Source organism: Curtobacterium sp. WHRI 8282 (assembly GCF_040223925.2).
In the GTDB taxonomy this organism is placed as follows: Bacteria; Actinomycetota; Actinomycetes; order Actinomycetales; family Microbacteriaceae; genus Curtobacterium; species Curtobacterium flaccumfaciens.
In genome coordinates, this window is the sequence record NZ_JBEHCD020000003.1 from 208,587 (window position 1) to 234,716 (window position 26,130).

General features: G+C 70.4%; 21 protein-coding genes. All 21 read right to left on the reverse strand.

Annotation, left to right across the window (positions count from 1 at the left end; genetic code table 11):
• Window positions 1-3 precede the first annotated feature (3 nt).
• The 21 genes from dnaE to ABRP24_RS12025 all read right to left on the reverse strand — a co-directional run bounded on the left by dnaE (window position 4) and on the right by ABRP24_RS12025 (window position 26,064).
• The gene (gene dnaE / locus ABRP24_RS11925; RefSeq protein WP_071245757.1) at window positions 4-3,483 is read right to left on the reverse strand and encodes a DNA polymerase III subunit alpha; all 3,480 of its coding nucleotides are present in this window, start codon (window positions 3,481-3,483) and stop codon (window positions 4-6) included.
• 873 nt (window positions 3,484-4,356) lie between these two features.
• Window positions 4,357-5,286 (reverse strand): RluA family pseudouridine synthase, encoded by a 930-nt coding sequence (locus ABRP24_RS11930; protein WP_138803090.1) that lies wholly within the window; start codon window positions 5,284-5,286, stop codon window positions 4,357-4,359.
• Window positions 5,283-5,987: a signal peptidase II gene (gene lspA, locus ABRP24_RS11935; RefSeq protein WP_349848372.1), complete on the reverse strand. Its 705-nt coding sequence runs from the start codon at window positions 5,985-5,987 to the stop codon at window positions 5,283-5,285. Before lspA ends, ABRP24_RS11930 begins: the two co-directional genes overlap by 4 nt.
• 2 nt (window positions 5,988-5,989) lie before the next feature.
• Window positions 5,990-6,667 carry a DivIVA domain-containing protein gene (locus ABRP24_RS11940; protein WP_349848374.1) on the reverse strand — a complete coding sequence of 226 codons (678 nt, stop codon included), beginning with the start codon at window positions 6,665-6,667 and terminating at the stop codon, window positions 5,990-5,992.
• A gap of 185 nt (window positions 6,668-6,852) precedes the next feature.
• Window positions 6,853-7,149 carry a YggT family protein gene (locus ABRP24_RS11945; protein WP_017886631.1) on the reverse strand — a complete coding sequence of 99 codons (297 nt, stop codon included), beginning with the start codon at window positions 7,147-7,149 and terminating at the stop codon, window positions 6,853-6,855.
• Between the two features lie 68 nt (window positions 7,150-7,217).
• Window positions 7,218-7,802 carry a cell division protein SepF gene (locus tag ABRP24_RS11950; RefSeq protein ID WP_027465253.1) on the reverse strand — a complete coding sequence of 195 codons (585 nt, stop codon included), beginning with the start codon at window positions 7,800-7,802 and terminating at the stop codon, window positions 7,218-7,220.
• A 41-nt stretch (window positions 7,803-7,843) separates the two neighbouring features.
• Window positions 7,844-8,569: a YggS family pyridoxal phosphate-dependent enzyme gene (locus ABRP24_RS11955; RefSeq protein WP_349848377.1), complete on the reverse strand. Its 726-nt coding sequence runs from the start codon at window positions 8,567-8,569 to the stop codon at window positions 7,844-7,846.
• A 7-nt stretch (window positions 8,570-8,576) separates the two neighbouring features.
• On the reverse strand, window positions 8,577-9,737 hold the full coding sequence (ftsZ, locus tag ABRP24_RS11960; RefSeq protein ID WP_027465251.1) for a cell division protein FtsZ: 1,161 nt from the start codon (window positions 9,735-9,737) through the stop codon (window positions 8,577-8,579).
• Between the two features lie 146 nt (window positions 9,738-9,883).
• Complete coding sequence (locus ABRP24_RS11965) at window positions 9,884-11,158, reverse strand: FtsQ-type POTRA domain-containing protein (RefSeq protein ID WP_349848379.1); 1,275 nt, start codon at window positions 11,156-11,158, stop codon at window positions 9,884-9,886.
• Window positions 11,155-12,576 (reverse strand): UDP-N-acetylmuramate--L-alanine ligase, encoded by a 1,422-nt coding sequence (murC, locus tag ABRP24_RS11970; protein WP_349848381.1) that lies wholly within the window; start codon window positions 12,574-12,576, stop codon window positions 11,155-11,157. Before murC ends, ABRP24_RS11965 begins: the two co-directional genes overlap by 4 nt.
• Window positions 12,573-13,670 (reverse strand): undecaprenyldiphospho-muramoylpentapeptide beta-N-acetylglucosaminyltransferase, encoded by a 1,098-nt coding sequence (murG, locus tag ABRP24_RS11975; RefSeq protein WP_173033332.1) that lies wholly within the window; start codon window positions 13,668-13,670, stop codon window positions 12,573-12,575. Before murG ends, murC begins: the two co-directional genes overlap by 4 nt.
• Window positions 13,667-14,932: a putative lipid II flippase FtsW gene (gene ftsW, locus ABRP24_RS11980; RefSeq protein ID WP_232749389.1), complete on the reverse strand. Its 1,266-nt coding sequence runs from the start codon at window positions 14,930-14,932 to the stop codon at window positions 13,667-13,669. The genes murG and ftsW overlap by 4 nt, the downstream gene beginning before the upstream one ends.
• Window positions 14,895-16,430, reverse strand: coding sequence for a UDP-N-acetylmuramoyl-L-alanine--D-glutamate ligase (gene murD, locus ABRP24_RS11985; protein ID WP_027465247.1), 1,536 nt, complete (start codon window positions 16,428-16,430; stop codon window positions 14,895-14,897). The genes ftsW and murD overlap by 38 nt, the downstream gene beginning before the upstream one ends.
• A gap of 4 nt (window positions 16,431-16,434) precedes the next feature.
• Window positions 16,435-17,538 carry a phospho-N-acetylmuramoyl-pentapeptide-transferase gene (mraY, locus tag ABRP24_RS11990; RefSeq protein WP_027465246.1) on the reverse strand — a complete coding sequence of 368 codons (1,104 nt, stop codon included), beginning with the start codon at window positions 17,536-17,538 and terminating at the stop codon, window positions 16,435-16,437.
• Complete coding sequence (murF, locus tag ABRP24_RS11995) at window positions 17,535-19,043, reverse strand: UDP-N-acetylmuramoyl-tripeptide--D-alanyl-D-alanine ligase (protein WP_349848384.1); 1,509 nt, start codon at window positions 19,041-19,043, stop codon at window positions 17,535-17,537. The genes mraY and murF overlap by 4 nt, the downstream gene beginning before the upstream one ends.
• Entirely contained in the window at window positions 19,040-20,686 is a 1,647-nt protein-coding gene (locus ABRP24_RS12000; protein ID WP_259410618.1) for a Mur ligase family protein, read from the reverse strand. The genes murF and ABRP24_RS12000 overlap by 4 nt, the downstream gene beginning before the upstream one ends.
• 14 nt (window positions 20,687-20,700) lie before the next feature.
• Window positions 20,701-22,470: a penicillin-binding protein 2 gene (locus ABRP24_RS12005; protein ID WP_083404250.1), complete on the reverse strand. Its 1,770-nt coding sequence runs from the start codon at window positions 22,468-22,470 to the stop codon at window positions 20,701-20,703.
• A gap of 49 nt (window positions 22,471-22,519) precedes the next feature.
• A complete protein-coding gene (locus ABRP24_RS12010) occupies window positions 22,520-23,206 on the reverse strand; it encodes a hypothetical protein (RefSeq protein ID WP_349848388.1) in 687 nt (228 codons plus the stop codon).
• 1 nt (window position 23,207) lies between these two features.
• Entirely contained in the window at window positions 23,208-24,173 is a 966-nt protein-coding gene (gene rsmH, locus ABRP24_RS12015; protein WP_071405412.1) for a 16S rRNA (cytosine(1402)-N(4))-methyltransferase RsmH, read from the reverse strand.
• Between the two features lie 106 nt (window positions 24,174-24,279).
• Window positions 24,280-24,711 (reverse strand): division/cell wall cluster transcriptional repressor MraZ, encoded by a 432-nt coding sequence (gene mraZ / locus ABRP24_RS12020; protein WP_349848391.1) that lies wholly within the window; start codon window positions 24,709-24,711, stop codon window positions 24,280-24,282.
• 957 nt (window positions 24,712-25,668) lie between these two features.
• Entirely contained in the window at window positions 25,669-26,064 is a 396-nt protein-coding gene (locus tag ABRP24_RS12025) for a DUF3040 domain-containing protein (protein ID WP_349848393.1), read from the reverse strand.
• Window positions 26,065-26,130 lie beyond the last annotated feature (66 nt).

Sequence of the window (26,130 nt, forward strand, 5' to 3'; positions counted from 1 at the left end):
CTCCTACACCAGGCAGCGGGGTCCGAGCAGGCTCTTCAGCTCGCCGAACAGGTCGGGGGTCAGGTTCACCGGGAACGGCAGCTCGAAGGTGCGCGCGACGTCGTCCTTGAGCAGCTTCAGCCGGACCTCGGTGTCACCCTGGTGGCGGCCGAGCACGGCGGCGAGTTCCGTCACCGTGGTCGTCGTTGCCTGGCGTTCCGGCAGGGACAGGGTGAGCGGGCCGGAGCCCATCGCGTCGCCGACGTTCGGCTGGAACATGCTCACCGCGTGCAGGGCCTTGCCGTCGTCGCGGACGTTGACGCGGCCGCGCAGGACGACGATCGAGTCGGGCACCAGGGACGGGCCGAACTCCTGGTAGGTCTTGCCCAGGAACATCACGCCGATCTGGCCGCCGAAGTCCTCGATGTCGACGATGCCGTACGGGTTGCCGCTCGTCTTCGCCACCCGGTGCTGCACGCTCGTCAGCAGGCCGGCGACGGTGACCGTCTCGCCCTCGATCGAGTCGTCGGCCGTCAGCAGGTCGGCGATGGTGATCGACTGGTGCTTCGCGAGCTCGATCTCGAGCCCGGCGAGCGGGTGGTCGGACACGTAGAGCCCGAGCATGTCCCGCTCGAACGCGAGCTTGTCGCGCTTCGACCACTCCGGACGGTCCGGCACCTGCGACACCGCGGCGCTCGGGGCGTCCTCCGCTGCCTCGGCGAAGAGCGAGTCGAAGTCGAACCCGACGTTGCCGTGGGCCTCGTCGCGCTTGACCTTCACCGCACCCTCGACCGCGCCCTCGTGGATCTCCACCAGGGCACGCCGGGTGTCGCCGAACTCGTCGAAGGCACCGGCCTTGATGAGCGACTCGACCGTGCGCTTGTTCGCCGACGAGATCGGGATCTTGCGCAGGAAGTCGTGGAACGACTCGAAGGCGCCCTTCTCGGTCCGGGCCTTGACGATGTCGTCGACGACGTTGAACCCGACGTTGCGGATGGCACCCATGCCGAACCGGATGTCGTCGCCGACGGCGGCGAAGAAGCCGATCGACTCGTTGACGTCCGGCGGCATCACCTTGATGCCCATCCGGCGGCACTCGTTGAGGTACAGGGCGAGCTTGTCGCGGGCGTCGCCGACGCTCGTCAGCAGCGCCGCCATGTACTCGGCCGGGTAGTGCGCCTTGAGGTACGCGGTCCAGAAGGACACCACACCGTAGGCCGCCGAGTGCGCCTTGTTGAACGCGTAGTCGGAGAAGGGCAGCAGGATGTCCCACAGCGTCTTGATCGCCGCGTCGGAGTACCCGTTGTCCTTCATGCCCTGCTGGAAGCCCGCGTACTGCTTGTCGAGCTCGGACTTCTTCTTCTTGCCCATCGCGCGGCGGAGGATGTCCGCCTGGCCGAGGGAGAACCCCGCGACCTTCTGCGCGATGGCCATGACCTGCTCCTGGTAGATGATCAGGCCGTAGGTCGTGCCGATGATGTCCTTGAGGGGCTCTTCGAGCTCCGGGTGGATCGGCGTGATCGGCTGCTCGCCGTTCTTGCGGAGCGCGTAGTTCGTGTGCGAGTTCGCACCCATGGGCCCCGGGCGGTACAGGGCGATGAGCGCGGAGATGTCCTCGAAGTTGTCGGGCTTCATCAGCCGCAGCAGGCCACGCATCGGCCCACCGTCGAGCTGGAACACGCCGAGGGTGTCGCCGCGCTGCAGGAGCGCGTACGCCTCGGGGTCTTCGAGACCCATGTTCTCGAGGTCGAGCTCGGTCCCGCGGTTCGTCTTGATGTTGTCGAGGGCGTCACTGATGATCGTGAGGTTGCGGAGCCCCAGGAAGTCCATCTTGATCAGGCCGAGCGACTCCGCTGCCGGGTAGTCGAACTGCGTGACGATCTGGCCGTCCTGCTCCCGCTTCATGATCGGGATGATGTCGATCAGCGGGTCGCTCGACATGATGACGCCGGCCGCGTGCACGCCCCACTGACGCTTCAGTCCCTCGAGCCCGAGTGCGGTGTCGAAGACGGTCTTCGCCTCGGGGTCGGTCTCGACCACGGTGCGGACGTCGACGGCCTCCTTGTAGCGCGGGTGGTCCTTGTCGAAGATCCCGGTGAGCGGGATGTCCTTGCCCATCACGGGCGGCGGCATCGCCTTCGTGAGCTTCTCGCCCATGCCGAACGGGAACCCGAGGACGCGCGAGGAGTCCTTGAGCGCCTGCTTCGCCTTGATCGTGCCGTACGTGACGATCTGCGCGACGCGCTCCGACCCGTACTTCTCGGTGACGTACTTGATCGCCTCACCGCGGCGCCGGTCGTCGAAGTCGACGTCGAAGTCGGGCATCGAGACGCGGTCCGGGTTGAGGAACCGCTCGAAGATCAGGCCGTGCCGGATGGGGTCGAGGTCGGTGATGCGCATCGCGTACGCGACCATCGAGCCGGCACCGGAGCCACGCCCCGGACCGACGCGGATGCCGTTGTTCTTGGACCAGTTGATGAAGTCCGCGACCACCAGGAAGTAGCCGGGGAAGCCCATCTGGTTGATGATGCCGACCTCGTAGTCGGCGCGGTCCTGGACCTCTTTCGAGATGCCGTCCGGGTACCGGTAGTCCAGCCCCTTCGCGACCTCTTTCTCGAACCAGGAGTGCTCGGTCTCGCCCTCGGGCACCGGGAACTTCGGCATGTAGTTGGCCGAGGTGTCGAACTCGACGTTGCAGCGTTCCGCGATGAGCAGCGTGTTGTCGCAGGCCTCGAGGTTGTCGCGGAAGACGTGCCGCATCTGCGCCGGGGTCTTCAGGTAGAACTCGTCGGCGTCGAACTTGAAACGGTTCGGGTCGTTCAGGGTCGAGCCGGACTGCACGCAGAGCAGTGCCGCGTGCGATTTGGCGTCGTGGGCGTGCGTGTAGTGCAGGTCGTTCGTGCCGACCAGCGGGATGTCGAGGTCCTTCGCCAGGCGGATCAGGTCGCTCATGATCCGGCGTTCGATCTCGAGGCCGTGGTCCATGACCTCGGCGAAGTAGTTCTCCTTGCCGAAGATGTCGCGGTAGTCGGCGGCCGCCTGCACTGCTTCGTCGTACTGGCCGAGACGCAGGCGCGTCTGGATCTCCCCCGAGGGGCAGCCCGTGGTGGCGATGATGCCCTCGTGGTACTCCTGCAGGAGTTCGATGTCCATGCGGGGCTTGAAGTAGTAGCCCTCGAGCGACGCCTTGGACGACAGCCGGAACAGGTTGTGCATGCCCGTCGTGTTCTCGGCGAACATCGTCATGTGCGTGTACGAGCCGGCGCCGGACACGTCGTCGCCACCACCGTCACCCCAGCGCACACGGGTCTTGTCCGAACGGTGCGTGCGGGGCGTGATGTACGCCTCGGTCCCGATGATCGGTTTGACGCCACCGGCCTTGGCGGCCTTCCAGAACTCGAAGGCGCCGAACATGTTGCCGTGGTCGGTCACCGCCACGGCGGGCATCCCCTGCGCGGCGGTCTCCGCCACGAGGTCGGAGAGCCTGGCGGCACCGTCGAGCATCGAGTACTCGCTGTGCACGTGCAGGTGGACGAAGGAGTCGGAATCCGACACGGAACCTCCGGTTCGTACGGTGTGCTGCGGGGTGGGAACAGCCTAACCGCGGCCGCCCACATTCCCGCGCGCGTCGGGGCGGTCTGGAGGCGCGGGGCGGGGCCGCACTGCGCCTCCAGGCCGGCAGCGGGTCGCGACACGCGCGGGGCGCGCCGCCCAGCGGTCAGGACACGCTGCGCGGGGGCCGCCGCGGGTACAGAACCCGTCGCCTGGCGGCCTCCCAACCGACCGTTCCTGACCCTTCGGCGCAAACGGCGGGGTGCGGCGGCCTGGAGGCACGTGGCGACCCCGCACCGCGCCTCCAGGCCGGCAGCGGGACGCGACACGCGCGGAGCGCGCCGCCCAGCGGTCAGGACACGCTGCGCGGGGGCCGCCGCGGGTACAGAACCCGTCGCCTGGCGGCCTCCCAACCGACCGTTCCTGACCCTTCGGCGCAAACGGCGGGGCGCGGCGGCCTGGAGGCGCGTGGCGACCCCGCACCGCGCCTCCAGGCCGGCAGCGGGACGCGACACGCGCGGGGCGCGCCGCCTAGCGGTCAGGACATGCCGCACGCGAGCCGCGGCGGGCGCGCAAAGTGTCGCCTGGCGGCCTCCCCGCCCACAGTTCGTGACCCCTCGGCGTTTACGGCCGGGCGCGGCGGCCTGGAGGCGCGGCGCTGCCCCGCACCGTGCCTTCAGACCGGCAGCGGGTCGGGACACGCGCGGGGCGCGCCGCCGAGCGGGCAAGGGACACCGGCCGCGGGCCGCGGCAGGTACGGAACCCGTCGCCCGGCGGCGACCCAGCCGACGGTTCGTGACCACTCGGCGCAAACAGCCGGGCGCGTCAGAGCGACGCGCTCCGGATCTGCTCCAGCGCTGCCTGCAGGTCGTCCGGGTACTGCGCCTCAAACGACACCCACTCGCCCGTGCGGGGGTGGTCGAAGCCCAGCCGGACGGCGTCGAGCCACTGGCGCGTCAGCCCGAGCTCGGCCGCCAGCACCGGGTCGGCGCCGTACATCGTGTCCCCGACGAGCGGGTGGCGTGTCGCCGCCATGTGCACCCGGATCTGGTGGGTGCGCCCGGTCTCCAGGTGCACCTCGAGCAGGGTGGCCGAGCGGAAGGCCTCGAGCGTCTCGTAGTGGGTGACGCTCGGCTTGCCCTCTGACGTGACCGCGAACTTCCAGTCACTCGACGGGTGCCGGCCGATCGGCGCGTCGATCGTGCCCGAGGTCGGGTCGGGGTGGCCCTGCGCGAGCGCGTGGTACACCTTCTCGACCGTGCGCTCCTTGAACGCCCGCTTCAGGTGCGTGTACGCCAGCTCGGTCTTCGCGACCACCATCAGGCCCGAGGTCCCGACGTCGAGGCGGTGCACGATCCCGGCGCGTTCGGCGGCACCGGACGTCGCGATCGTGAAGCCGGCGGCGGCGAGTCCCCCGGGCACGGTCGGCCCGTCCCACCCCGGCGAGGGGTGCGCAGCGACGCCGACGGGCTTGTCCACGACGACGATGTCCTCGTCGTCGTGCACGATCGTCATGCCCGGCACGGCCGCCGGCACGATGCGCGGCGGCTCCTTCGGGGTCCACTCGACCTCGAGCCAGGAGTCGGCATGCAGACGGTCCGACTTGTCGACGGGAACCCCGTCGACGCGGACACCCCCGGCGGCGACGACGTCGGCAGCGAACGACCGGCTGAAGCCGAGGAGCTTCGCGATGGCGGCGTCGACGCGCTCACCGGCGAGCCCGTCGGGGACGGGAAGAGCACGCGATTCGCTCACGTGGCGTCGTGGCCCAGCGTGTCGCGACGGTCGCGGTCCTCCGGCCTGGAGGCGCGGGTCGGCTCGTCGAACGCCGCATCAGCCGACGAGAACGCGGCCCCACCGTCGAGCGGCTGCGCCGCGTCGACCGGCTGCGCCGCGTCGACCGGCTGCGCCGCGTCGAGCTGCGCCTGGCGCTTGGCCGGGAGCGTGCGGGTGCCGTCGAGGTTCACCCCGAGGATCACCAGTAGCACGAAGACCACCATGCTGATGCAGATGAAGGAGTCGGCGACGTTGTAGATCGCCGGCATCATCCACGGCGTCGAGATGAAGTCGACGACGTGCCCCCGGCCGAAGCCGGGCTCACGGAAGAGCCGGTCGAGCAGGTTGCCCAGCGCGCCGCCGAGCAGCATGCCGAGCACGATGGCCCACCACATCGACCGGATGCGACGCGAGTACACGATGATCGCGACGACGACCGCGGCCGAGATGACCGAGAACACCCAGGTCATGTTCACCGCGAACGAGAACGCGGCCCCCGGGTTCCGGACGTACAGGAACTGCAACGCACCGCCGAGGACCGGGACGGGGGTGCCGTACGGCAGGTTCGCGACGACCAGCGTCTTGGCGACCTGGTCGAACGCCACCACCACGACAGCGGCGAAGGCCAGTGCCGCGATCGCGCGGACACTGACCTTCGCTCGTGATGCTGGTCGCGACAACGTCAGTTGCCGAAGCCCTGCGCCGAAGCCGGCGCCGGGGTGAGACCGGACTGCTCGCCCGAGTCGAGCTCGGAGAGCTGCCCCTGGATGTAGCTCTTGAGCTGCGCACGGTAATCGCGCTCGAAGGTCCGGAGCTCGTCGATCTTGCCCTCGAGCTGGCGCTGCTCCTGCTCGAGCACCGCGACACGCTGACGGTTCGTGTTCTCGGTGTCGGCGATGATCTGGCGCTGCTTCGCCTCGGCCTCGGAGACCAGGCGAGCGGCCTGGGCCGTGCCCTCGGCGATGAGCGCGTCGCGCTTCTCGATGCCCTCGCGGACGTGCTCCTCGTGGAGACGACGCGCCAGGGTCAGGAGGTTCGTGGTGCCCTCGGTGTCCTCGTCGGCGGGGACCGTGGTGGTCGGTGCCGCCGCGGCGACCGGAGCGGGCTCCGGTGCTGCCTCGACCGGGGCCGGGGTGGGCTCCGGCTCGGCTGCGGGAGCGGGCTGCTCGGCCTTCGCCGACTGCGGGGCCGATTCGGCCGCCTGCAGGCGCTGGCGGAGCTCGTCGTTCTCCGCGGTCAGGCGACGGAGCTCGACCACGACCTCGTCGAGGAAGTCGTCGACCTCGTCCTGGTCGTAGCCCTCGCGGAACTTCGTCGGCTGGAACCGCTTGTTGACTACGTCTTCCGGCGTCAAAGCCATTGCCGTCACCTCAATAGAACTGCTGAACGTGTGGAACCGCGTGCGGTGCGACCGAATGTACCAGTCGTACCGTGCGGTGCGGATGCGCCACCGGAGCGGGCATCGATCCCGACCACCGTACACCGACGATGGGGAGGAACCGTGCCGCGCGCCTGGCGTGGCGCGTGTCGCGGACGGGAGTCCGCTCAGATACCGCGTGCCAGGGCGGCGACCACGAACCGGGCGATGATGACGACGAGCATCACGATCGTCCAGCCGAAGTCGAGCGCCACCGGCCCCAGGCGGAGCGGCGGGAGGACCCGTCGCACCGCTCGGATGGGCGGATCCGTGATCGTGTAGACGAACTCGGACACCACGAGCATGCCCCCGCGCGGACGCCAGGAACGGTTGAAGCTCTGCACGAGGTCGAGCGCGAACCGCCCCCACATCACGAAGAAGTACAGGAGCAACGCGAGGGAGATGATCCCTAGGATCACGGACACGATGGGGCTCGCTCGTCTCGGGCGAGCGTCGTCAGACGACGCTCAGGGGCGGGTGTGCCGGGTACGGCTCAGGACTGGGCGAAGAAGTTCGCCTCGATGTCGGACTCTACCTCAGCGGGCTCACCGCTCACTGCGACGTGCGCCGGCGACAGGAGGAAGACCTTGTTCGTGACGCGCTCGATCTTGCCGAACAGACCGAGCGACAGCCCTGAGGCGAAGTCGATCATGCGTCGGGCGTCACCCTCGGTCATCTGCGAGAGGTTGATGATGACGGGGATGCCGTCGCGGAAGCTCTCGGCGATGGACTGGGCGTCCTTGTACTCGCGCGGGTGGACGGTGAGGATCTCGTTCATTTCCTGGACCGGGGTCGCCTTCTGTGCGGTCGTGTGCGAGCGGCGGAGCGGAGTGACCTGGGCGCCGCGCTGGTGGGTGTGCGTCTTGGTGGGAGCCGGGACGGCTGCGGGAGCGGCCGCGGGGGCTGCTGCCGCCGCGGGGGTCTCCTGCGGCTCGGCGGGCGCCGGAGCAGCCGCTGCGGCCTGGCGTGCAGGGGCTGCCTGCTGGCGCGCGGGCTCGGCCTGCTGCTCGTCCTCGTAGTCGAGTTCCTCATCGGCGAGGCCGAGGTAGACCATCGTCTTCTTCAGCGGGTTGGCCATGGTTCCTCCGGGGTTCGTGCTCGTGGTGCCCTGCAACGAGGCTAGGGTGCGGGCGGCCGGTTTCCCGTGATTGCGGTGCCGATCCGCAGGTGTGTCGCGCCCTCGAGGATCGCCTCGGCGTAGTCCCCGCTCATGCCGGCCGAGATGTCGGTCGCAGCGGGTTCGAGCGCCACGACCCGTTCGGAGATCGAGCGGAGTCGGGCGAAGGCGGCTCGGGGCTCCTCGTCCAGGGGTGCGACCGCCATGACACCCCGCAGCCGGATCGTCCCGGTGGCCAGTACGCGCGACACCATGGCCTCGACGTCGTCCGGCTGCACCCCGCCACGGCCGGGGTCGTCGGTGAGGTTCACCTGCACGAACCCGTCGATGACCCGGGGCTCCGGCTCGGCCTCGGTCGGGGCGAACGCGTCGACGACGGACTCACGGTCGAGCGACTGCACCACGTCGGCGTACCGCCGGGCCTGCCGGGCCTTCTTCGACTGCAGCTGCCCGACGAAGTGCCAGGTCAGGCCGAGGTCCGCCAGTTCGGCGGCCTTCGCCTGCGCCTCCTGGTGGCGGTTCTCCCCCACGTCCGTCACGCCGAGTGCGGCGAGCTCGCGGACGAGCGACGCCGGGTGGTACTTCGTGACGACGACGAGCGTCAGCTCGTCGGGCGAGCGCCCTGCGGCGCGCGCCGCGTCGGCGATGCCGCTCCTGACGGACGCGAGACGCGCCTCCGGTCCGTCGTCGGGTGACGAGGCGGACGGGAGGCGCGTGTCGGCTACCAAGGGTGGGTTACTTCAGGAAGTCGGGGACGTCGAGCTCGTCGTCGTCGTCGAACGCCGGGTCGGCGGCGCGCTGCACCGGCGGCTGGTGCTCCTGCGAGGCCCAGGACGGGCTCGACGTGGTCGAGTCCTCGATCGCGCCGGTCGAGGCGGCGACGGGCGCCGCGGCGCTCGACTCCGGGTCGACGTAGCTCGAGCGGCGTTCCTTCTGCTGCTGCGCCGGCTCGCCACCGTCGAAGCCCGCGGCGATGACGGTCACGCGGACCTCGTCACCCAGGGTGTCGTCGATGACCGCACCGAAGATGATGTTCGCCTCGGGGTGCACGGCTTCCTGCACCAGACGCGCGGCGTCGTTGATCTCGAAGATGCCGAGGTTCGAGCCACCCTGGATCGACAGCAGCACGCCGTGCGCACCGTCGATCGAGGCCTCGAGCAGCGGCGACGCGACGGCGAGCTCGGCCGCCTTGATCGCACGGTCGGCACCGCGGGAGGACCCGATGCCCATGAGCGCGGAACCCGCACCCTGCATGACGCTCTTGACGTCGGCGAAGTCGAGGTTGATCAGGCCCGGGGTGGTGATGAGGTCGGTGATGCCCTGCACACCGGCGAGGAGCACCTGGTCGGCCGTGGCGAAGGCCTCGACCATCGAGATGCCGCGGTCGCTGATCTCGAGCAGGCGGTCGTTCGGGACGACGATGAGCGTGTCGACCTCGTCCTTGAGGCCCGCGACGCCGTTCTCGGCCTGCGACTGGCGGCGCTTGCCCTCGAAGCTGAAGGGCTTCGTGACGACGCCGATGGTCAGTGCGCCGATGGACTTCGCGATGCGTGCGACGACCGGTGCGCCACCGGTGCCGGTGCCGCCGCCCTCGCCCGCGGTGACGAACACCATGTCGGCGCCGGCCAGGGCCTCTTCGATCTCCTCGGCGTGGTCCTCGGCGGCACGACGGCCGACCTCGGGGTCCGCGCCGGCACCGAGGCCGCGGGTGATCTCGCGGCCGACGTCGAGCTTGACGTCGGCGTCGCTGAGCAGCAGGGCCTGGGCGTCGGTGTTGATCGCGATGAACTCGACGCCACGGAGACCGAGCTCGATCATGCGGTTGACGGCGTTGACGCCGCCGCCGCCGACACCGACGACCTTGATGACGGCGAGGTAGTTGTGGTTCGTGGTCACGTCAGTCAGGCCTCCGGTCGAACCCTCAACCTCTACTTGAAGTTCAGGGGCAATGCTGGTAGATGTGGTGCTGGCTTCGACGCTACGGGTGCGTTCGGCGCACTGTCGCCCCGCCACGCCGCGTGTCGCCGATCAGGTCCGGCAATTCAGTCCTTGGCGCGGATCACGCCGTTGTCCGGTGCCGAGACGTCGTACTCGACGACGACGCCGGGGTTCCGCGCCGCGTGGTCCTTGACCAGCGCGGCGAGCAGTTCGGCCTTGGCGTCCGAGTCGTCCGGGCTCCCCCACACGACGGTCGAGCCGTCCTTGAGGGTCAGGGTGACGTCGTCGGCCGTCGACCCGGCGACACGCGTCACCTGGGACCGCACGGTCGACGGCAGTGCCAGCACGACCTCGGTCATGGTGCGGAAGCTCGCGGAACCGAGGCGCGCCCGGCCGATGTCGGCGAGCGGCATCGTGGCGGGACGCTTCGGCGACGACTGCACGACGATGCCCGCGGGGTCGACGAGGTCGAACGTGCTGCCGGACTGCACCGCGACCACCGGCGTGCGCTCGGTCACCGTGACGACGAGCGTGTGCGGCGGAGCCTCCTCGGTCACGTAGCTCTCGATGAGCGGGAAGCCGGCGACGTCCCGCTTGATCGCGTCGAAGTCGAGCCGGGCCAGGGGCGTGCCGATCTGGTCGGACAGCGCCTGGCGCAGCGCGGACTCGTCGACGCGGTCGGTGCCCCTGATCTCGATCGTGCGGAGCGCCATCAGCGGTGAGAACACCGCGACGAGGATCGAGACCCCGAGCACGAGGACGACGCTCGCCGCCGTGATCCACGCGGCGCGACGGTGCCGGCTGCGCCGGGTGAACCGGCGGACCTCGGCACGCTCGAGCAACCGGCGTCGGCGCTTCGCGATGCGTGCCTCACGCGCGGTCTCGGCAGCGCGCACCCGCGCCCCGATGGGCGCCTCGGCGTGCTGGTCGGTCCGGGAGGCACCGGTCGCGTCGAGCACGTCGGTCACGGTCGCGTCGTGGTCGGCTCCACCGCTCGTGGCGGCTCGGCGTTCCGCGTCGCGGCGGTCGGCCTCCGGGTCCCGGTGGTCCTCATTCGGCGTGTACTCGCGCAGGCGGTCCGCCACGGTGGAGAGTCCGGCGCCGAAGCGGCGTCCGGCCGCACCGGCGAAGGCGCCGACACGATCCCGCTGGGGACCGGAGGTGTCGGCGTCGGGCTGGACCGCGGGGGTGGGGTCGACCGTCTCGTCGACCGGGGGTTCCGGGGCGGACGCGGGGCGGGCCTCCCGGTCGTCGGCGACGCGTCCGCGGAACGGGAGCCGCGGCTTCGAGGGACCACGACGCTGCCGGGGCGCTTCCGCGGCCTCGGCCGGGGCGTCCCTGCGGGCGTCCCCCTCGTCGAACCCCTCGGGGCGCTTCACCGGGCCGACGCTCCGTCGGTGCCCAGGGCGCCGAGCACCTGCGGGATGATCCGGTACACGTCGCCGCAGCTGAGCGTCATGATGATGTCGCCGTCACGGGCGACCGCGGCCGCGCGTGCCGCCGCCTCGTCCCAGTCGGGCAGGAACTCGACGCGCGACTGGTCGGCGAAACGCTCCTGCACCAGGGCCCCGGTCACGCCGGGCTCCGGGTCCTCGCGGGCGCCGTAGACGTCGAGCACGACCGTGTGGTCGGCGAGCTCCTCGTACACCTTGGCGAAGTCGCCGGCCATCAGGCGGGTGCGCGAGTACAGGTGCGGCTGGTGGATCGCGATGATGCGGCCGTCGCCGACGACGTTGCGGGCGGCCTTGAGCGCCGCGGCGACCTCGGTCGGGTGGTGGGCGTAGTCGTCGTAGACCGAGACCCCGCGCTCGACGCCGTGCAGCTCGAAGCGGCGCTGCGTGCCGCCGAAGGCCTCGAGCCCGCGGATCGCGTCGGCCGGGGCGACGCCGAGACCGGTCAGGACCGCGAAGGCCCCGACGGCGTTGATCGCGTTGTGCCGGCCGGGCACGCGGAGGGTCAGGTGGTACGCCTCGCCACCGGCGCGGAAGTCGACCTCGACGCCGGCCGACTCGGTGATGCCCTCGATGCGGACGTCCGCGTCGACGGCCTCGCCGAACGTGACGATCTCGGGGGCGTCGACGCGCTGGCGGATGCCGGCCGTGACCGTCTTCGCACCGGCGTCGTCGCTCGAGATGACGACGCGCTCGCTCGCCTTCGCGGCGAACTCGACGAAGGCCTCGGTGAAGGCCTCCTCGCTGCCGTAGTGGTCCAGGTGGTCGGCGTCGACGTTGGTGACCAGGGCCACGGCGACGTCGTAGAGCAGGAACGAGCCGTCGGACTCGTCGGCCTCGACCACGAACAGGTCACTGGATCCCGGGGCCGAACTCGTGCCGAGGGACTGGATGACGCCGCCGTTGACGAAGCTCGGGTCGAGGCCGAGCTCGACCATCGCCGTGACGATCATGCCGGTCGAGGTGGTCTTGCCGTGCGCACCGGCGACCGCGACGAGGCGGTGCTCGGCGATCAGGGCGGCGAGGGCCTGTGAGCGGTGGAGCACCGGCAGACCGCGGCGCTGCGCCTCGAGGAGCTCGGGGTTGTCGGGCCAGAGGGCGCTCGTGACGACGATGGTGTCGGCCTGGCCGACGTTCGCCGCGTCGTGACCGATGTGCACGGTCGCGCCGAGGTCGCGCATCGTGCCGGTCGTCTCCGTCTCGCGGGAGTCGCTGCCCGTCACGCGGTGTCCGGCGGCGAGGAACATCCTGGCGATCCCGCTCATGCCGGCGCCGCCGATGCCGACGAAGTGCACCGTGCCCAAGTCGTCCGGGATCGGCTGGGTCAGGTCCGGCTTGATGGTCATCGTTCCTCCGTGGTGCTGGGGGCCTGCTTCGCGGCGTCGAGGACCAGGTCGGTCATCCGGTCGGCGCCGTCGCGGTGGCCGACGCTGCCCGCCCGCACGGTCATGTCCGCGATGCGGGAGCGGTCCTGCAGGATGCTCAGCAGCTGGAACGTCACCCAGTCCTGGTCGAATTCCCCGTCGGCCACCAGGACGGCTCCCCCGGCGTCGACGACGTCCTTCGCGTTGTGGCGCTGCTCGCCGTTGCCCACCGGGTACGGCACGAGCACGCTCGGCAGCCCGACGGCGGTCAGCTCGCACACCATGCCGGCACCCGAACGCGACACGACGAAGTCGCTCGCCGCGTACGCCAGGTCCATCCGGTCGCAGTAGGGCAGCACGTGGTAGCCCTCGAGGTCGCTCGGGCCGATGTCCGACGCGGCACCCACGACGTGCAGGACCTGCCAGCCGGCGCCCACGATCGTGGCGGCGGACTTGTTGATCGTCCGGTTGATGCTCCGCGCACCCGAGGAGCCACCGGTCACGAGCAGCACGGGCCGGTCCGGGTCGAGCCCGAACTCGGCGAGCCCCTCGGCCCGGACGGCACGGCGGTCGAGCGACTCGATCTCGCGACGGAGCGGCATGCCGACGACGCGGCCGTGGCGCAGGCGCGTGTTCGAGAAGGTCAGGCCGACGTGCTCGGTGAGGAAGGCGGCGAGGCGGTTCGCGAGCCCGGGCTTGGCGTTCTGCTCGTGCACGACGATCGGGGTGCCGGTGCGGCGCGCGGCGATGTACGCCGGAGCGGCCGCGTAGCCACCGACGCCGAGGACCACCTCGATCTCGTGGTCGCGGATGATCTGCTCGGTCCGCTTGACCGCCGCCGCGAAGCGCTGCGGGAAGCGCAGGGCCGCGCCGTTCAGCTTCCGCGGGAACGGCAGGCGCGGGATCGTCAGGAGCTCGTAGCCGCGCATCGGGACGAGGCGGGACTCCAGGCCCTCGGCGGTACCCAGCACGAGCACCTCGGCGCCGGGCTCCCGCTCGGTCAGCCGGTCGGCGACCGCGAGCAGGGGGTTGACGTGGCCGGCGGTGCCGCCGCCGGCGAAGAGGTACTTGCTCACCGCAGTGATCCGTTCGTGGAGGTCCGGCCGAGTGGGGCGTTCGTCAGGCCGGGGTCGTTCTTGCCGGGCAGGTCACGGGCGAAGGAGAGCACGACGCCGATCGCCACCAGGGTCATGATGAGGGCCGAACCACCGGCCGAGATGAGTGGCAGGGGCACACCGAGCACGGGCAGCAGTCCGAGCACGACGGCGATGTTGATGAGCGCCTGGCCGATGATCCACGCGAGGATGCCACCGGTGACCGTCTTCACGAAGGGGTCGCGGGACTGCCGGATGATCTTGATCATGCCGACGGCGAGCACCACGAACAGGCTGAGCACCACGACGGCGCCGACCAGGCCGAGCTCCTCGCCGATGATCGCGAAGATGTAGTCGTTGTCCGCCTCGGGCAGCCACGACCACTTCGCCTTCGAGTTGCCGAGGCCGACGCCGAACACGCCGCCGGACGCGAGCGCCCACATGCCGTGCACGGGCTGCCAGCAGATGTCCTGGTACTGGCTGGTGTCGGTGCACCCGGACAGCCAGGCGCTGATGCGGGTCGAGCGAGATGCCGAGGCCATCGTCACGAAGGGCAGCATCACGGCGAACGCACCGAGGCCGACGAGCAGGTGCCGGGCGCGGACGCCGCCGATGTACAGCGCGCCGAACACCAGTATGAGCATGACCATCGCGGTGCCCTGGTCACCCCCGAGGACGACGAGCCCGAGGGAGAGCATCGAGGCGATCCCGATCGGGATGAACACCTCTTTCCAGTCGTCGAGCTTGTCCCGCTTGACGTAGATGATGGCGCCGATGCCGAGCACCAGGCCGAGCTTCACGACCTCGGACGGCTGCGCGGTGAACGACCCGAGCTCGATCCAGTTCCGGTTGCCCTGGATGTCGATGCCGAGCGGGGTGAACACGAGCAGCTGCAGCACGAGCGCCGCACCGAGCAGACGCATCGCCCACTTCCGCCAGATCCGGGTCGGGACCCGGCTGGCGATGAGCATGAGCGGCACGCCGAGCACGGCGTACAGGCCCTGACGGGACGCCGCCCCGAAGAAGTCGTGGGTCGCCGCGTACTCCTCGACGCTCGACGAGGACAGCACCATCACGACGCCGAAGACGACGAGGAACAGCGTGACGCCGAGGATCGTGTAGAAGGTGCTGGACTCCGCGACGAAGACGTTCTTGACGGCGACGATCGCGCCGTTGGTCCGTCGTGGGGTCGACGCGGTCCGGCCGTTACGGCTGTTCGGAAGATCCGTCGGTGTCGTCGCCATCGACTTCTCCTCCCAGGTGCTCGTTGACCGCGGCCGCGAAACGCTGCCCCCGGTCGGCGTAGGAGCCGAACTGGTCGAACGACGCCGCCGCCGGGGCGAGGAGGACGGTGTCGCCCGGCCTCGCGACCGATGCGGCATGCCGGACCGCCTCGCGCATGACCTGATCAGTGTCCGTCGTCTCCACCTGGAGCACCGGGACCGTGGACGCGTGTCGCGCGAATGCCTCGAGGACCGGGGTCCGGTCGGTGCCGATCACCACGACGGCGCGGACGCCGGGGCCGAAGCGCTCGACCAGACCGTCGACGTCGACGCCCTTGAACAGGCCACCGACGATCCACACGACGGTGTCGAACGACGCGAGCGACGCGGTGGCGGCGTGCGGGTTCGTGGCCTTGGAGTCGTCGACCCAGGTGATGCCGTCCGCCTGGGCCACGAGCTCGGTGCGGTGGTGGTCGGCGCGGAACGCCCGGACGGCCGACTGGATGGCGCTCGGCTGGACGGTGCCGGCACGGGCCAGTGCAGCGGCGGCCAGGACGTTCATGGTCATGTGCGGGCTGGCGAGCCCGGCGGCCTCGAGGTCGGCGATGGTGGACAGTTCGAGCGCGCTGTTGCGACGGTCCTCGTTGAAGGCCCGGTCGCACAGGACGTCCTCGACGATTCCGACGTCGCCGGGAGCGGGGACGCCGGGCGTGAAGCCGACCGCACGGCAGCCCTCCACCACGTCGGCCTCCTGCACCATCTGCCGGGTGGCGTCGTCCGAGGTGTTGTAGACGCACGCCATCACGGTGCGCTCGTAGACCTTGGCCTTCGCCGCGCGGTACGCCTCGGCGGAGCCGTGCCACTCCAGGTGGTCGTCGGCGATGTTCAGGCAGGCGCTCGCGAGCGGCACCACGGCACCGTCGCCGGACGTCGCCGCGTAGTGCAGCTGGTGGCTCGAGAGCTCGACGACGAGCACGTCGTAGCCGACCGGGTCGCGGACGACGTCGAGCACCGGCACGCCGATGTTCCCGCACGCGACGGCACGCAGGCCGCCGGCCTCGTACATCGCGGTCGTGAGCTGTGTCGTCGTGGTCTTGCCGTTCGTGCCCGTGATCGTGATCCAGGGGGCGGCGACCGGGCCGCGGACGACCTTGTCGCGCACGCGCCAGGCGAGCTCGATGTCGCCCCAGACGGTGCTGTTCGTCACCGACCACCGCACGGTGGCGTTGTGCGGGGGCAGTCCCGGCGACACGATGACGACGTCGGGTGCCTGCTGCACGAGCGCGTCCGGCACGGTGTCGAGCGGCGTCTGCAGGAACCGGGCACCGATCACGTCGAGCAGCTCGACGCTGTCGGCGGGGGCGTCGGAGGAGTAGACCGTCACCTCGCTGCCGAGCTCCACGAGTGTGTCGGCGACCGAGAACCCGGTGGCTCCGAGGCCGAGGACGGCGACGTTCAGCCCCTTCCACCCCTCGGAGTACCAGCTGTCGAGGGACTGGAGGCGGGACGGCGAGGACACCGGGTCAACCAACGCGTGCGATCCATTCGAGGTAGAAGAGTCCGACCCCCGCCGCGACGAAGAGCCCGGCGATGATCCAGAAGCGGACGACGACGGTCACCTCGGCCCACCCCTTCAGTTCGAAGTGGTGGTGCAGCGGACTCATCAGGAAGATGCGCTTGCCGTGGGTGATCTTGAAGTAGGCCCGCTGCAGGATGACGGAGCCGGTGACGATGAAGAACAGGCCACCGATGAGGATGAGCAGCAGCTCGGTGCGGCTGAGGATCGCGAGGCCGGCCAGGGCGCCGCCGAGGCCGAGCGAACCGGTGTCACCGAGGAAGATCTGCGCCGGCGAGGTGTTGTACCAGAGGAACCCGATGAGCCCACCGCAGACCGCGGCCGCGACCACGGCGAGGTCGAGCGGGTTCGACACGGTGTAGCAGGCGTGTGCGGTGTTCGAGTCGAGGCGGGCGCCGCCGCAGATCTGGTTCGACTGCCAGAAACCGATGATGACGTACGAGCCGATCGCCAGGATGCTCGACCCGGTGGCCAGGCCGTCGAGCCCGTCGGCCACGTTGACGCCGTTCGACGTCGACACCGTCAGCAGGACGATCCAGGCGAGGAACAACACGGTGCCGATGACGGTGCCGAGCGCCATGAAGTCGAGCCACGGCACGTCGCGGATCGCCGAGATCATCGTCGATGCCGGCGGCTTGCCGTTCGACGTCGGCACGACCAGGGCGATCGTGGCGAAGATGACGCCGACGATGACCTGGCCGAGGATCTTGGCCCAGCCGCCGAGCCCGAGGCTCCGCTGACGCCGCACCTTCAGGAAGTCGTCGATGAAGCCGACGAACCCGAGCCCGACCATCAGGAACAGCACGAGCAGGCCGGACAGCGTGATCGAGTCACGCCCGATCAGGTGGCCGACGAAGTACCCGATCACCGCACCGATGATCAGGACGATGCCGCCCATGGTGGCGGTCCCGCGCTTGGTGTGGTGGGACTGCGGACCGTCGTCACGGATGAACTGCCCCCACCCGAGACGGTGGAAGAGCTTGATGAAGAACGGGGTGAGCAGCAACGTGAACACCAGCGACGTGGCGCCGGCGACGAGGAGCGCGATCATTCGGTGACACCTCCGAGGCGGTCGCCGAGGAATCGCAGTTCGGCAGACTTCGAGGACTTGACGAGGACGACGTCGCCGGGGCGGAGCATCTCCTGCATGGCACGGACGGCGTCGTCGACGTCCTCGATGTACACGGACTCGCCGTCCCACGATCCCTCGAGGGTGGCGGCCTGGTGGATGGGCATCGCGCCGCGGCCGACGACCACGAGCTGTCCGATGCCGAGGCGGACGACGAGCCGACCGATGCGGTCGTGCTCCTCGACGGAGAACTCACCGAGCTCGGCCATCTCACCGAGCACGGCGACGGTCCGCTCCCCCGGGCGCACGATCTGCGCCAGGGTCCGCAGCGCCGCCGCGGTGGAGTCGGGCGACGCGTTGTACGCGTCGTTGATGACGGTGACGCCCTCGGGGCCGCCCTGGAGCAGCTCCATGCGCCAGCGCTCGGCGCGCGTCATCGACGCGAGCGCCGCGGCGCCGTCGGCGAGCGGGACGCCCCACAGGTGGGCCACCGTGAGCGCGGCGGACGCGTTCATCGCGTGGTGCTCGCCCAGGATCGCGAGGCGCACGTCGACGTGATCCGGGCCTCCAGTCAGGGTCGCGTCCGTCGGACGGTCGCCTTCGGGGCGGCGGGGAGGCGCGGTGAGGGTGAAGCGGGTGCCGCTGCGGTCCGTCTCGATGCCGGTGATGCGGTAGTCGGCCTCCGCCGACGTGCCGAAGCCGACCACGCGCGCGGCCGTCAGGTCGCGCATCGACGCGACGCGGTCGTCGTCGACGTTGAGCAGGGCCGTCGCGGTCTCGGGAAGGTCGGTGACCATCTCGGACTTCGCGCGCTGCGTCGCCTCGATGCCGCCGAACTCGCCGGCGTGCGCGAGGCCCACCTTGAGGACGACACCGAGGTCGGGCTCGGCGATCGACACGAGCTTGGCGATGTGGCCGACGCCGCTCGCGCCCATCTCGACCACCAGGTACCGGGTGTCGTACGTGATGCGGAGCATCGAGATCGGTGCGCCGACGTGGTTGTTGAACGAGCCCTCGGGCGCGACGGTCGCACCGTGCTGCTCGAGGATCGTACGGAGCATGTTCTTCGTGCTCGTCTTGCCGTTCGAGCCGGTGATGCCGACGACCCGCAGGGGTGCCGGGCGGCCATCGGCGTCGACGCGGTCCGCGGTGCTCATCCGGACGCGCGTGACGACCTCGTGCGCGAGCGCGGCGAGGGCCTCGTACCCGTCGGTGACGACGATCTGCGGCGCGGTCGTGTCCACGCGCTCGGGCGTGATCACCAGGGCGGCACCGGCGTCGACCGCAGCGGGCACGAAGCGTCGGCCGTCGGTGACCTCACCGGGCAGGGCGAAGAAGACGCTGCCGGGGCGGACCAGGCGCGAGTCGGTCTCGACCGAGCCCTCGACGACCAGGTCGCCGGGCTCGGCGACGTCGGTTGCCTGCGCGCCGCCGATCAGCTCGCCGCCGACCGCGGTGGCGATCTCGGCGAGGGTCATGGCGATCATCGGACGTCCTCCGCCGGACCGGAGTTCGGCTCCCAGCCGGCCTCGCGCAGGGCCGCGCGGGCCTCGTCACGGGCGGAGTAGGGCGTGCGGACGCCCTGGATGTCGCGGTAGTCCTGGTGACCCGGGCCGGCCCAGAGGATCGAGTCGCCCTCGCCGACCAGGCTCACGGCCGTGCGGATCGCCGCCTCGGGCGGGCTGACCTCGTGGATCTCGTGGTCCGGGTAGGCGGCACGTGCTGCGTCGACCAGGGTCTTCCGGATCGACGCGGCGTCCTCGAAGCGCGGGTGGTGGTCGGTGACGACCAGGATGTCGCTGCCGGCCGCGGCCACGCGGGCCATGTCGCCGCGCTTCGTGGTGTCGCGGTCGCCGTCGGCGCCGAACAGCATGAGGACCTTGCCGGAGGTGAACTGTCGGACCGCGGCGAGGGTGTTCTCGAACGCGTCGGCGCTGTGGCCGAAGTCGACGTAGACGCTCGGGCCGTGCTCGCCGGAGACGCGCTCGGTGCGGCCGGGCAGGTAGCACTCGATGGCGGAGACGCGGTGCGGCTCGCCGTCGCGCTCGCTCGCGGCGTCCTCGTCCGGGTAGCGGCGGTGGCCCGACTCGAGCGCGTGCGCGATGGCACCGAGCTCGAACCCGCCCTCGACGAGCATCACGATCGCGAGTGCCGCGTTCGCCGCCATGTGCCAGCCGATCAGCGGCACACGGGTCGTCAGCTCGCGACCCTCGGGGCCGGTCAGACGGAACTCGGTGTAGGCGGCGTGCGCCTCGACGATGTCGACGTGCCACTCGGCCTCGACGTCGGGGTGCACCGTGATCGTGGTCACGGGGATGCGGGAGTCCTGCACCACGCGGTGGCCCCAGTCGGTGTCCAGCGAGACGACGCCGCGACGGGCGTGCTCGGGCTGGAACAGCGGGAGCTTCGCCTGGTAGTACTCCTCCATGTCGGCGTAGTCGTCGAGGTGGTCGTGCGACAGGTTCGTGAAGGCTGCGACGTCGAAGACGATGCCGTCGACGCGGTGCCGGCTGAGGGCCTGCGCGCTGACCTCGACGGCGACCGCACGGACCTCGCTCTCGCGCATGCGGGCGAGGAGCGCGTGCATCTCGCTGGCCTCGGGCGTGGTCAGGCGGCTCGTCACGCTGAGCGAACCGATGTGGCGCTCGGCGGTCGAGCTCAGGCCGGTGACCAGGCCGAGCTGCTTGAGGATGCCCTCGAGGATGTACGACGTGCTCGTCTTGCCGTTCGTGCCGGTGACGGCGAACAGCTGCGGCAGGTCGGTGGCCTCGTCGGGGTGGGTGCGGTAGACCCACGCCGCGACGTCGCCGAGGGCGGCGCGGGGGTCGTCGACGACGAGCACCGGCAGCCCGGACGGCTCGACCAGTGCGACGCCGTCCTGGTCGGTCAGGACGGCGACGGCGCCGCGCTCGGCGGCCTCCGTCGCGAACTGTGCGCCGTGCCGGTTGGCACCGTGCACGCCGACGAACAGGTCACCCGGCTGCACCTCGGTGGCGCTCAGGGTGACACCGGTGGTCTCGATGCTGTCGACCGAGCCGACGACTCGCAGACCGAACGCGTTGGCGAGTTCGGAGACGGCCCTCGGGGTCGGGTGTTCGGGTCGGAGGACCGGGGGGATCCGTGCGGACAAGTGTTCCTTCTTCCTCACCACGTGGACGGGTAGAGCTTCGCCTCGGACGCGGAGGGGGCTACTCGGTACTTCTCGAGCACCTGGGACATGAGTGTGCGGAACGCCGGAGCCGCTCCGCTGGACCACTTGTTGGTCTGCGGCTTCGTGAACGTCACCGTGACAACATACTGGGGGTCTTCGGCGGGTGCCATTCCGGCCACCGACGTGATGCGCTGACCGCCGTAGCCCTGCGACCCCTCGGCCACCTCGGCGGTCCCCGTCTTCGCGGCGATGTTGTAGCCGGAGATCGGCTTCATCCCCACCAGCGTGCCACCCGTGACGACGCTCTGCAGCATGCCGGTGACCTGGGTGGCGGCGGCTGCGGAGACGACCCGCTGCTTCTGCACGTCGGGCGCGTCGATCGTCTTGCCGTCCGCCGTGGTGCAGCCCTTGACGAAGTGCAGCGGGATCCGGACACCGTCGTTCGCGATGGTCTGGAACACGCTCGCGACCTGCACCGCCGTGGTCGAGATGCCCTGGCCGAACATCGAGTTGATGTTCGTCTGCTGGTCCCAGTTCGGGGTGGTGCCGTAGTCCATCGAGGGCTGGCCCGGGTAGTCGATGGCCGTCTCCGGCTCGAACAGCCCGAACTTCTTCATGTAGTCGAAGCGCTGCTGCGATGTCAGCCGTGCGCCGAGCTCGGTGATGCCGACGTTCGACGAGTTCTGCAGGATGCCGGTCAGCGTGAGGTTCTCGGTGGCGTGGAACTCGGAGTCGTGGATCGTGCCGCCCCAGGGGAACGTGCGCGAGTACGGCACGACGGCCTGGTCGGTGGGGCTCGACTTGCCCTGGTCGAGCAGCGCGGCGGCGATGGCGGCCTTGATCGTGGAGCCCGGCTCGTACGACGCGGTCAGGGCGCGGGAACCGAAGGCGCCCTTGTCGGTCGTGGCGTCGACGTCGTTCGGGTCCACCGTCGGGTAGTCGGCGACCGCCAGCAGCTCACCCGTCTTGACGCTCGTGACCGTCGCCGTCGCGGACTCCGCCTGCAGGGTCTTGGCGGCGGACGCGATGGTCTGCTGCGCCATGTACTGCAGGTCGCTGTCGATGGTCGTCTCGAGTGTGCCGCCGTCCTTGGCCTTCTTCGTGGTCACGGTGCTGCCCGGGAGCTGCACGCCGTCCTCGCCACGCTCGTACGTCTCGGAGCCGTTGGTGCCCGCCAGGCACTGGTTGTAGGAGTACTCCAGGCCGGCCTGGGCGCCGTCGGTGCCCATGAACCCGGTGAGGTTGCCCGTGGTCGCACCCGTCGGGTACACCCGCGCCGCCTGTGGCTCCGGGTACAGCCAGGGGATGCCGAGCGCGCGCACGGCCTCGTAGTGCTGCACGTCGAGGCCCTTGACCAGGTACGCGAAGTCGGACTTCGGGTTCGCGGCGATGTTCTTCCGCATGGTCGCGACGTCACCGCCGGACGCCTTCGCCAGCGCACTCAGGGCGGTGCCGACACTGACGTCCTTGATGCGGGTGCCGCCGAGCTTGCCCTTGAAGCCCTTCACCAGACGCGGCGAGGTCGTGATGTTGTACCGGGTGACGCTGTCGGCGAGTTCGGTGCCGTTGCGGTCCACGATCGACCCGCGGGTGCCGTAGATCGTCACGGGGATGCTGCGCTTCTGGGCCGACGCCTTGTTCAGCTCCGACGCCTGGACGACCTGGATGTCGACGAGCCGCACCACGAACACCCCGACGAGGGCGATCACGGCGAGCATCACGATGCTGTAGCGCAGGCGTCGGTTGCGGATCGTCTTCGTCACGCGGTGCGGTCCTTCCCGGGCGGTGCTGAGGGTGCGGCGGACCCGCCGGTCACCGGGTGGAGGGCGCCTGGAGCGGGTTCGCGTCGGACTCTACGGACGACTTCGCCGTCCCCTGGTCCGACGCGCTGGCGCCGCTCGTCTTCTCAGACGTGGCGGTGCCGTCCGCGGATTCTGTGGCGCCCGCCGTGTCCTTCGTGCTCGACGTGCCCGTCGTGCCGGTCTCCTTGCTGGTGGAGGTGTCCCCCGGCTTCGTGGCCAGCGGCACGTCGCTCAGCAGTGAGTTCGGTACCTGGTTCTCGGTGGACGCCGTGGCCTCGTCGGGCTTCGCCGGGGTCGGCGTGCCGTACACCCGACCGGTCTTCGGGTCGAGGTACACCGGCGTCGAGTTGGCGATCATGCCGAGCGACTGGGCGTTGCGGGCCAGGTTCTGCGGCGAGTCGAGGACCCGGAGCTGCTCGGACAGCGACTGCTGCGTGCGGGACAGGTTCGTCTGCTCGGCCGACAGCGAGTTGAGCGTGTAGGCGCCCTGGCTGAGCACCATGCTGATGCCGAGCTGGGCCAGCAGCAGGATCCCGAGTGCGGCGACGGCCACCACGGCGTACCCGATGCGGGGGCGTGCCCGGCGCTGGGCTGCGGTCGGGGTGACCTCGACCAGCTCGGGGCGGTGCTGACGGTCGGGGCGCGGGGCCCGCGACGGGACGACCGCAGGGTCGACGAGTGCGAGGTTCGTGCTCATGTCAGTTCCGGATCCGCTCGGCCGCGCGCAGGCGCACGGGGGTTGCTCGGGGGTTGGCGGCGCGTTCGGCCTCGTCGGCCAGCTCGGCGCCCTTGACGATCAGGGAGAAGGTGGGGGCGTGCTCGGGCAGCTCTACCGGCAGGCCGGCGGGGGCGCTCGACTTCGTGCGCTCCACCAGTGCCCGCTTGACGATGCGGTCCTCGAGGGACTGGTACGACTCGACGACGATCCGACCGCCGACCGCGATGGCGTCGAGCGCCGCCGGGATCGCCCGCTCGAGCACGCTGAGTTCGGCGTTGACCTCGATGCGGAGCGCCTGGAAGACGCGCTTGGCCGGGTGCCCCTGGCGCTGGATGGCGACCGGGGTCGCGTCGTGCAGCACCTGGACCAGGTCGCCGGACATCTCGAACGGCTTCGTCGCCCGCCGCTCGACGATCGCTCGGGCGTAGCGGCCGGCGAGCTTCTCCTCGCCGTAGCGCTGGAAGATGCGGCGGAGTTCGCCCTCGTCGTAGGTGGCCAGGACGTCGGCGGCGGTCTGCCCCTCGGTCCGGTCCATCCGCATGTCGAGCGGGGCGTCCTGGCTGTACGCGAACCCGCGCTCGGCCCGGTCGAGCTGCAGCGAGCTCACGCCGAGGTCGAAGAGCACGCCGTCGACCTTCGTGAAGCCCTCGCCCTCGATCGCGTCGACGATGCCGTCGTACACGGTGTGCACGAGCCGGACGCGGTCACCGAAGCGGGCCAGGCGCTCCCCCGCGATGCCGAGTGCGTCGGTGTCCCGGTCGAGCCCGATGAGCGTGAGTTCCGGGAACCGCTCGAGCAGGCCCTCGGAGTGGCCGCCCATGCCGAGCGTGGCGTCGACGACGACCTTGCCCGGGCCCTCGAGCGTCGGCGTGAACAGGTCGACGATGCGCTGGAGCATCACCGGCGTGTGCGGGAAGCGTGGCGTCTCGTTGTCGTTGTCGGCCATGTGCAGCCCCTCGTCTCCTGGGCCGTGGGTCCGGATCCCCATCCATGCGACCTGACACCGGGGAAGTGGCGTCAGGGCTTCACGGCTGGGAGTCCCGATCCGCGGATCAGAAGATCCCCGGGATCACCTCCTCGTCGTTGTCGGCGAATGCCTCTTCGGCTTCGGCGTAGTAGGCCTCCCACGCGGGGGTGGACCAGATCTCGGCACGGTCACCGCTGCCGATGACCGTGAGGTCCCGCTGGAGCCCCGCGTACTCGCGGAGGTTCTGCGGGATCGTCACGCGGTTCTGCTTGTCGGGCTGTTCGGCGCTGGCCCCCGAGAGGAACAGACGCATGTAGTCCCTGGTGCGCTTCGACGTCATCGGGGCGGTCCGGATGCGCTCGTGGAGTTCCTCGAACGTCCGGGCACTGAAGACCACGACGCAGCGTTCCTGGCCGCGGGTCATCACGAGCCCGCCGGACAGTTCGTCCCGGAACTTGGCGGGGAGGATCACGCGACCCTTCTCGTCGAGCTTCGGGGCATGAGTACCGAGCAGCACGTCGGGCCTCCCCTCCGCTCCACCGGACCGTTGCGAGCCCCACTTTACTCCACTCCCCTCCCCAGGCCCAGGATTCCGCTCCCTTTTCGGCCCACGACACCCCTACTGGGGGCACGCAGACCGGAATGGACCAGGCAGAGACGACCTCCAAGGCCCGGAATCATGCGGTTCGACAGCACCGGGGATGGCGTGGAGGAAAGTGGAGGACTTTCGCAGCCGGTGGAGCACCACGGGGCGCGCCGCGGGTGCAGGGTCGGCCCCACCACGCCCGGCTTCCGGTCAGCGCGCGGTCACGACGTGCCGCCGCCACGACCCCGAGTGGTCACGAACCGTCGCCCGCGCTGGCCCCAGCCGACAGTTCCCGCGCCCTCGGCGACCCGCACGCGGCGTGTCGTGACCACTCGCGCACGCACGCGGCGACGGTCCACCCCCGCCTGGAGGCCCACCCCACCCTCGCCGCGGTGCCCACGCGGGCGCATGGTCGGCCCCACCACGCCCGGCTTCCGGTCAGCGCGCGGTCACGACGTGCCGCCGCCGCGACGCCGAGCGGTCACGAACCGTCGCTCGCGCCGGCCCCAGCCGACAGTTCCCGCGCCATCGGCAACCCGCACGCGGCGTGTTGTGACCACTCGCGCACGCACGCGGCGACGGTCCACCCTCGGCCTGGAGGCCCGCCCCACCCTCGCCGCGGTGCCCACGCGGGCGCATGGTCGGCCCCACCACGCCCGGCTTCCGGTCAGCGCGCGGTCACGACGTGCCGCCGCCGCGACGCCGAGTGATCACGAACCGTCGCCCGCGCTGGCCCCAGCCGACAGTTCGCGCGCCCTCGGCAACCCGCACGCGGCATGTCGTGACCACTCGCGCGGCACGATCCCACCCCCGGAAACACGAAACGGGGCCGACCCGAAGGCCGACCCCGTGGAGGAGTGTGGAGGGAGTCCTGCTGACTCCTGTCAGCTACTGACTCTGGTCGTTGCGCTTGTCCCAGCGCTCGTTCAAACGGTCCATGAAGGACCCGCCGCCACCGGTGGACGGACGCGCCGACCCACCGGACGCGGGCTTGCCCGGTCGAGCGGGCTTCGCCTTCGGGGCACGCATGCCCGGGCGCAGCGCGAACAGGACACCGGCGAGCATCACGACGAAGCCGAGGATGCCCAGCAGCGGCGCCTTGATGACGAGGCCGACGATGACGATGGCGACCCCGGCGAGTGCGCCGAGGACCCCGAGCGTGATGGCTGTGTACGTCGGACGACCCTGTCGACGTGTGACACGAGCCACGAAATCGGAATCGTTCTGGTAGAGGCTGCGCTCCATCTCTTCGAGAAGGCGCTGCTCCTGTTCCGAGAGCGGCATCTTGGTTCCCTCTGTTCCTGGGATCGACGCGGGGTTGAAAAACGCGGGTTGAGTGGACCGATTCTA

Bases quoted from the DNA above. Each gene is read 5' to 3' on its own strand.
- dnaE (WP_071245757.1), bottom strand. From the start codon at position 3,483: ATGCTCGACGGTGCCGCCAGGCTCTCCGACCTCGTGGCGGAGACCGCC.
- ABRP24_RS11940 (WP_349848374.1), bottom strand. From the start codon at position 6,667: ATGGCTTTGACGCCGGAAGACGTAGTCAACAAGCGGTTCCAGCCGACG.
- ABRP24_RS11950 (WP_027465253.1), bottom strand. From the start codon at position 7,802: ATGGCCAACCCGCTGAAGAAGACGATGGTCTACCTCGGCCTCGCCGAT.
- murC (WP_349848381.1), bottom strand. From the start codon at position 12,576: ATGACCATCAAGCCGGACCTGACCCAGCCGATCCCGGACGACTTGGGC.
- ftsW (WP_232749389.1), bottom strand. From the start codon at position 14,932: ATGGCGACGACACCGACGGATCTTCCGAACAGCCGTAACGGCCGGACC.
- mraY (WP_027465246.1), bottom strand. From the start codon at position 17,538: ATGATCGCGCTCCTCGTCGCCGGCGCCACGTCGCTGGTGTTCACGTTG.
- murF (WP_349848384.1), bottom strand. From the start codon at position 19,043: ATGATCGCCATGACCCTCGCCGAGATCGCCACCGCGGTCGGCGGCGAG.
- ABRP24_RS12010 (WP_349848388.1), bottom strand. From the start codon at position 23,206: ATGAGCACGAACCTCGCACTCGTCGACCCTGCGGTCGTCCCGTCGCGG.
- rsmH (WP_071405412.1), bottom strand. From the start codon at position 24,173: ATGGCCGACAACGACAACGAGACGCCACGCTTCCCGCACACGCCGGTG.
- ABRP24_RS12025 (WP_349848393.1), bottom strand. From the start codon at position 26,064: ATGCCGCTCTCGGAACAGGAGCAGCGCCTTCTCGAAGAGATGGAGCGC.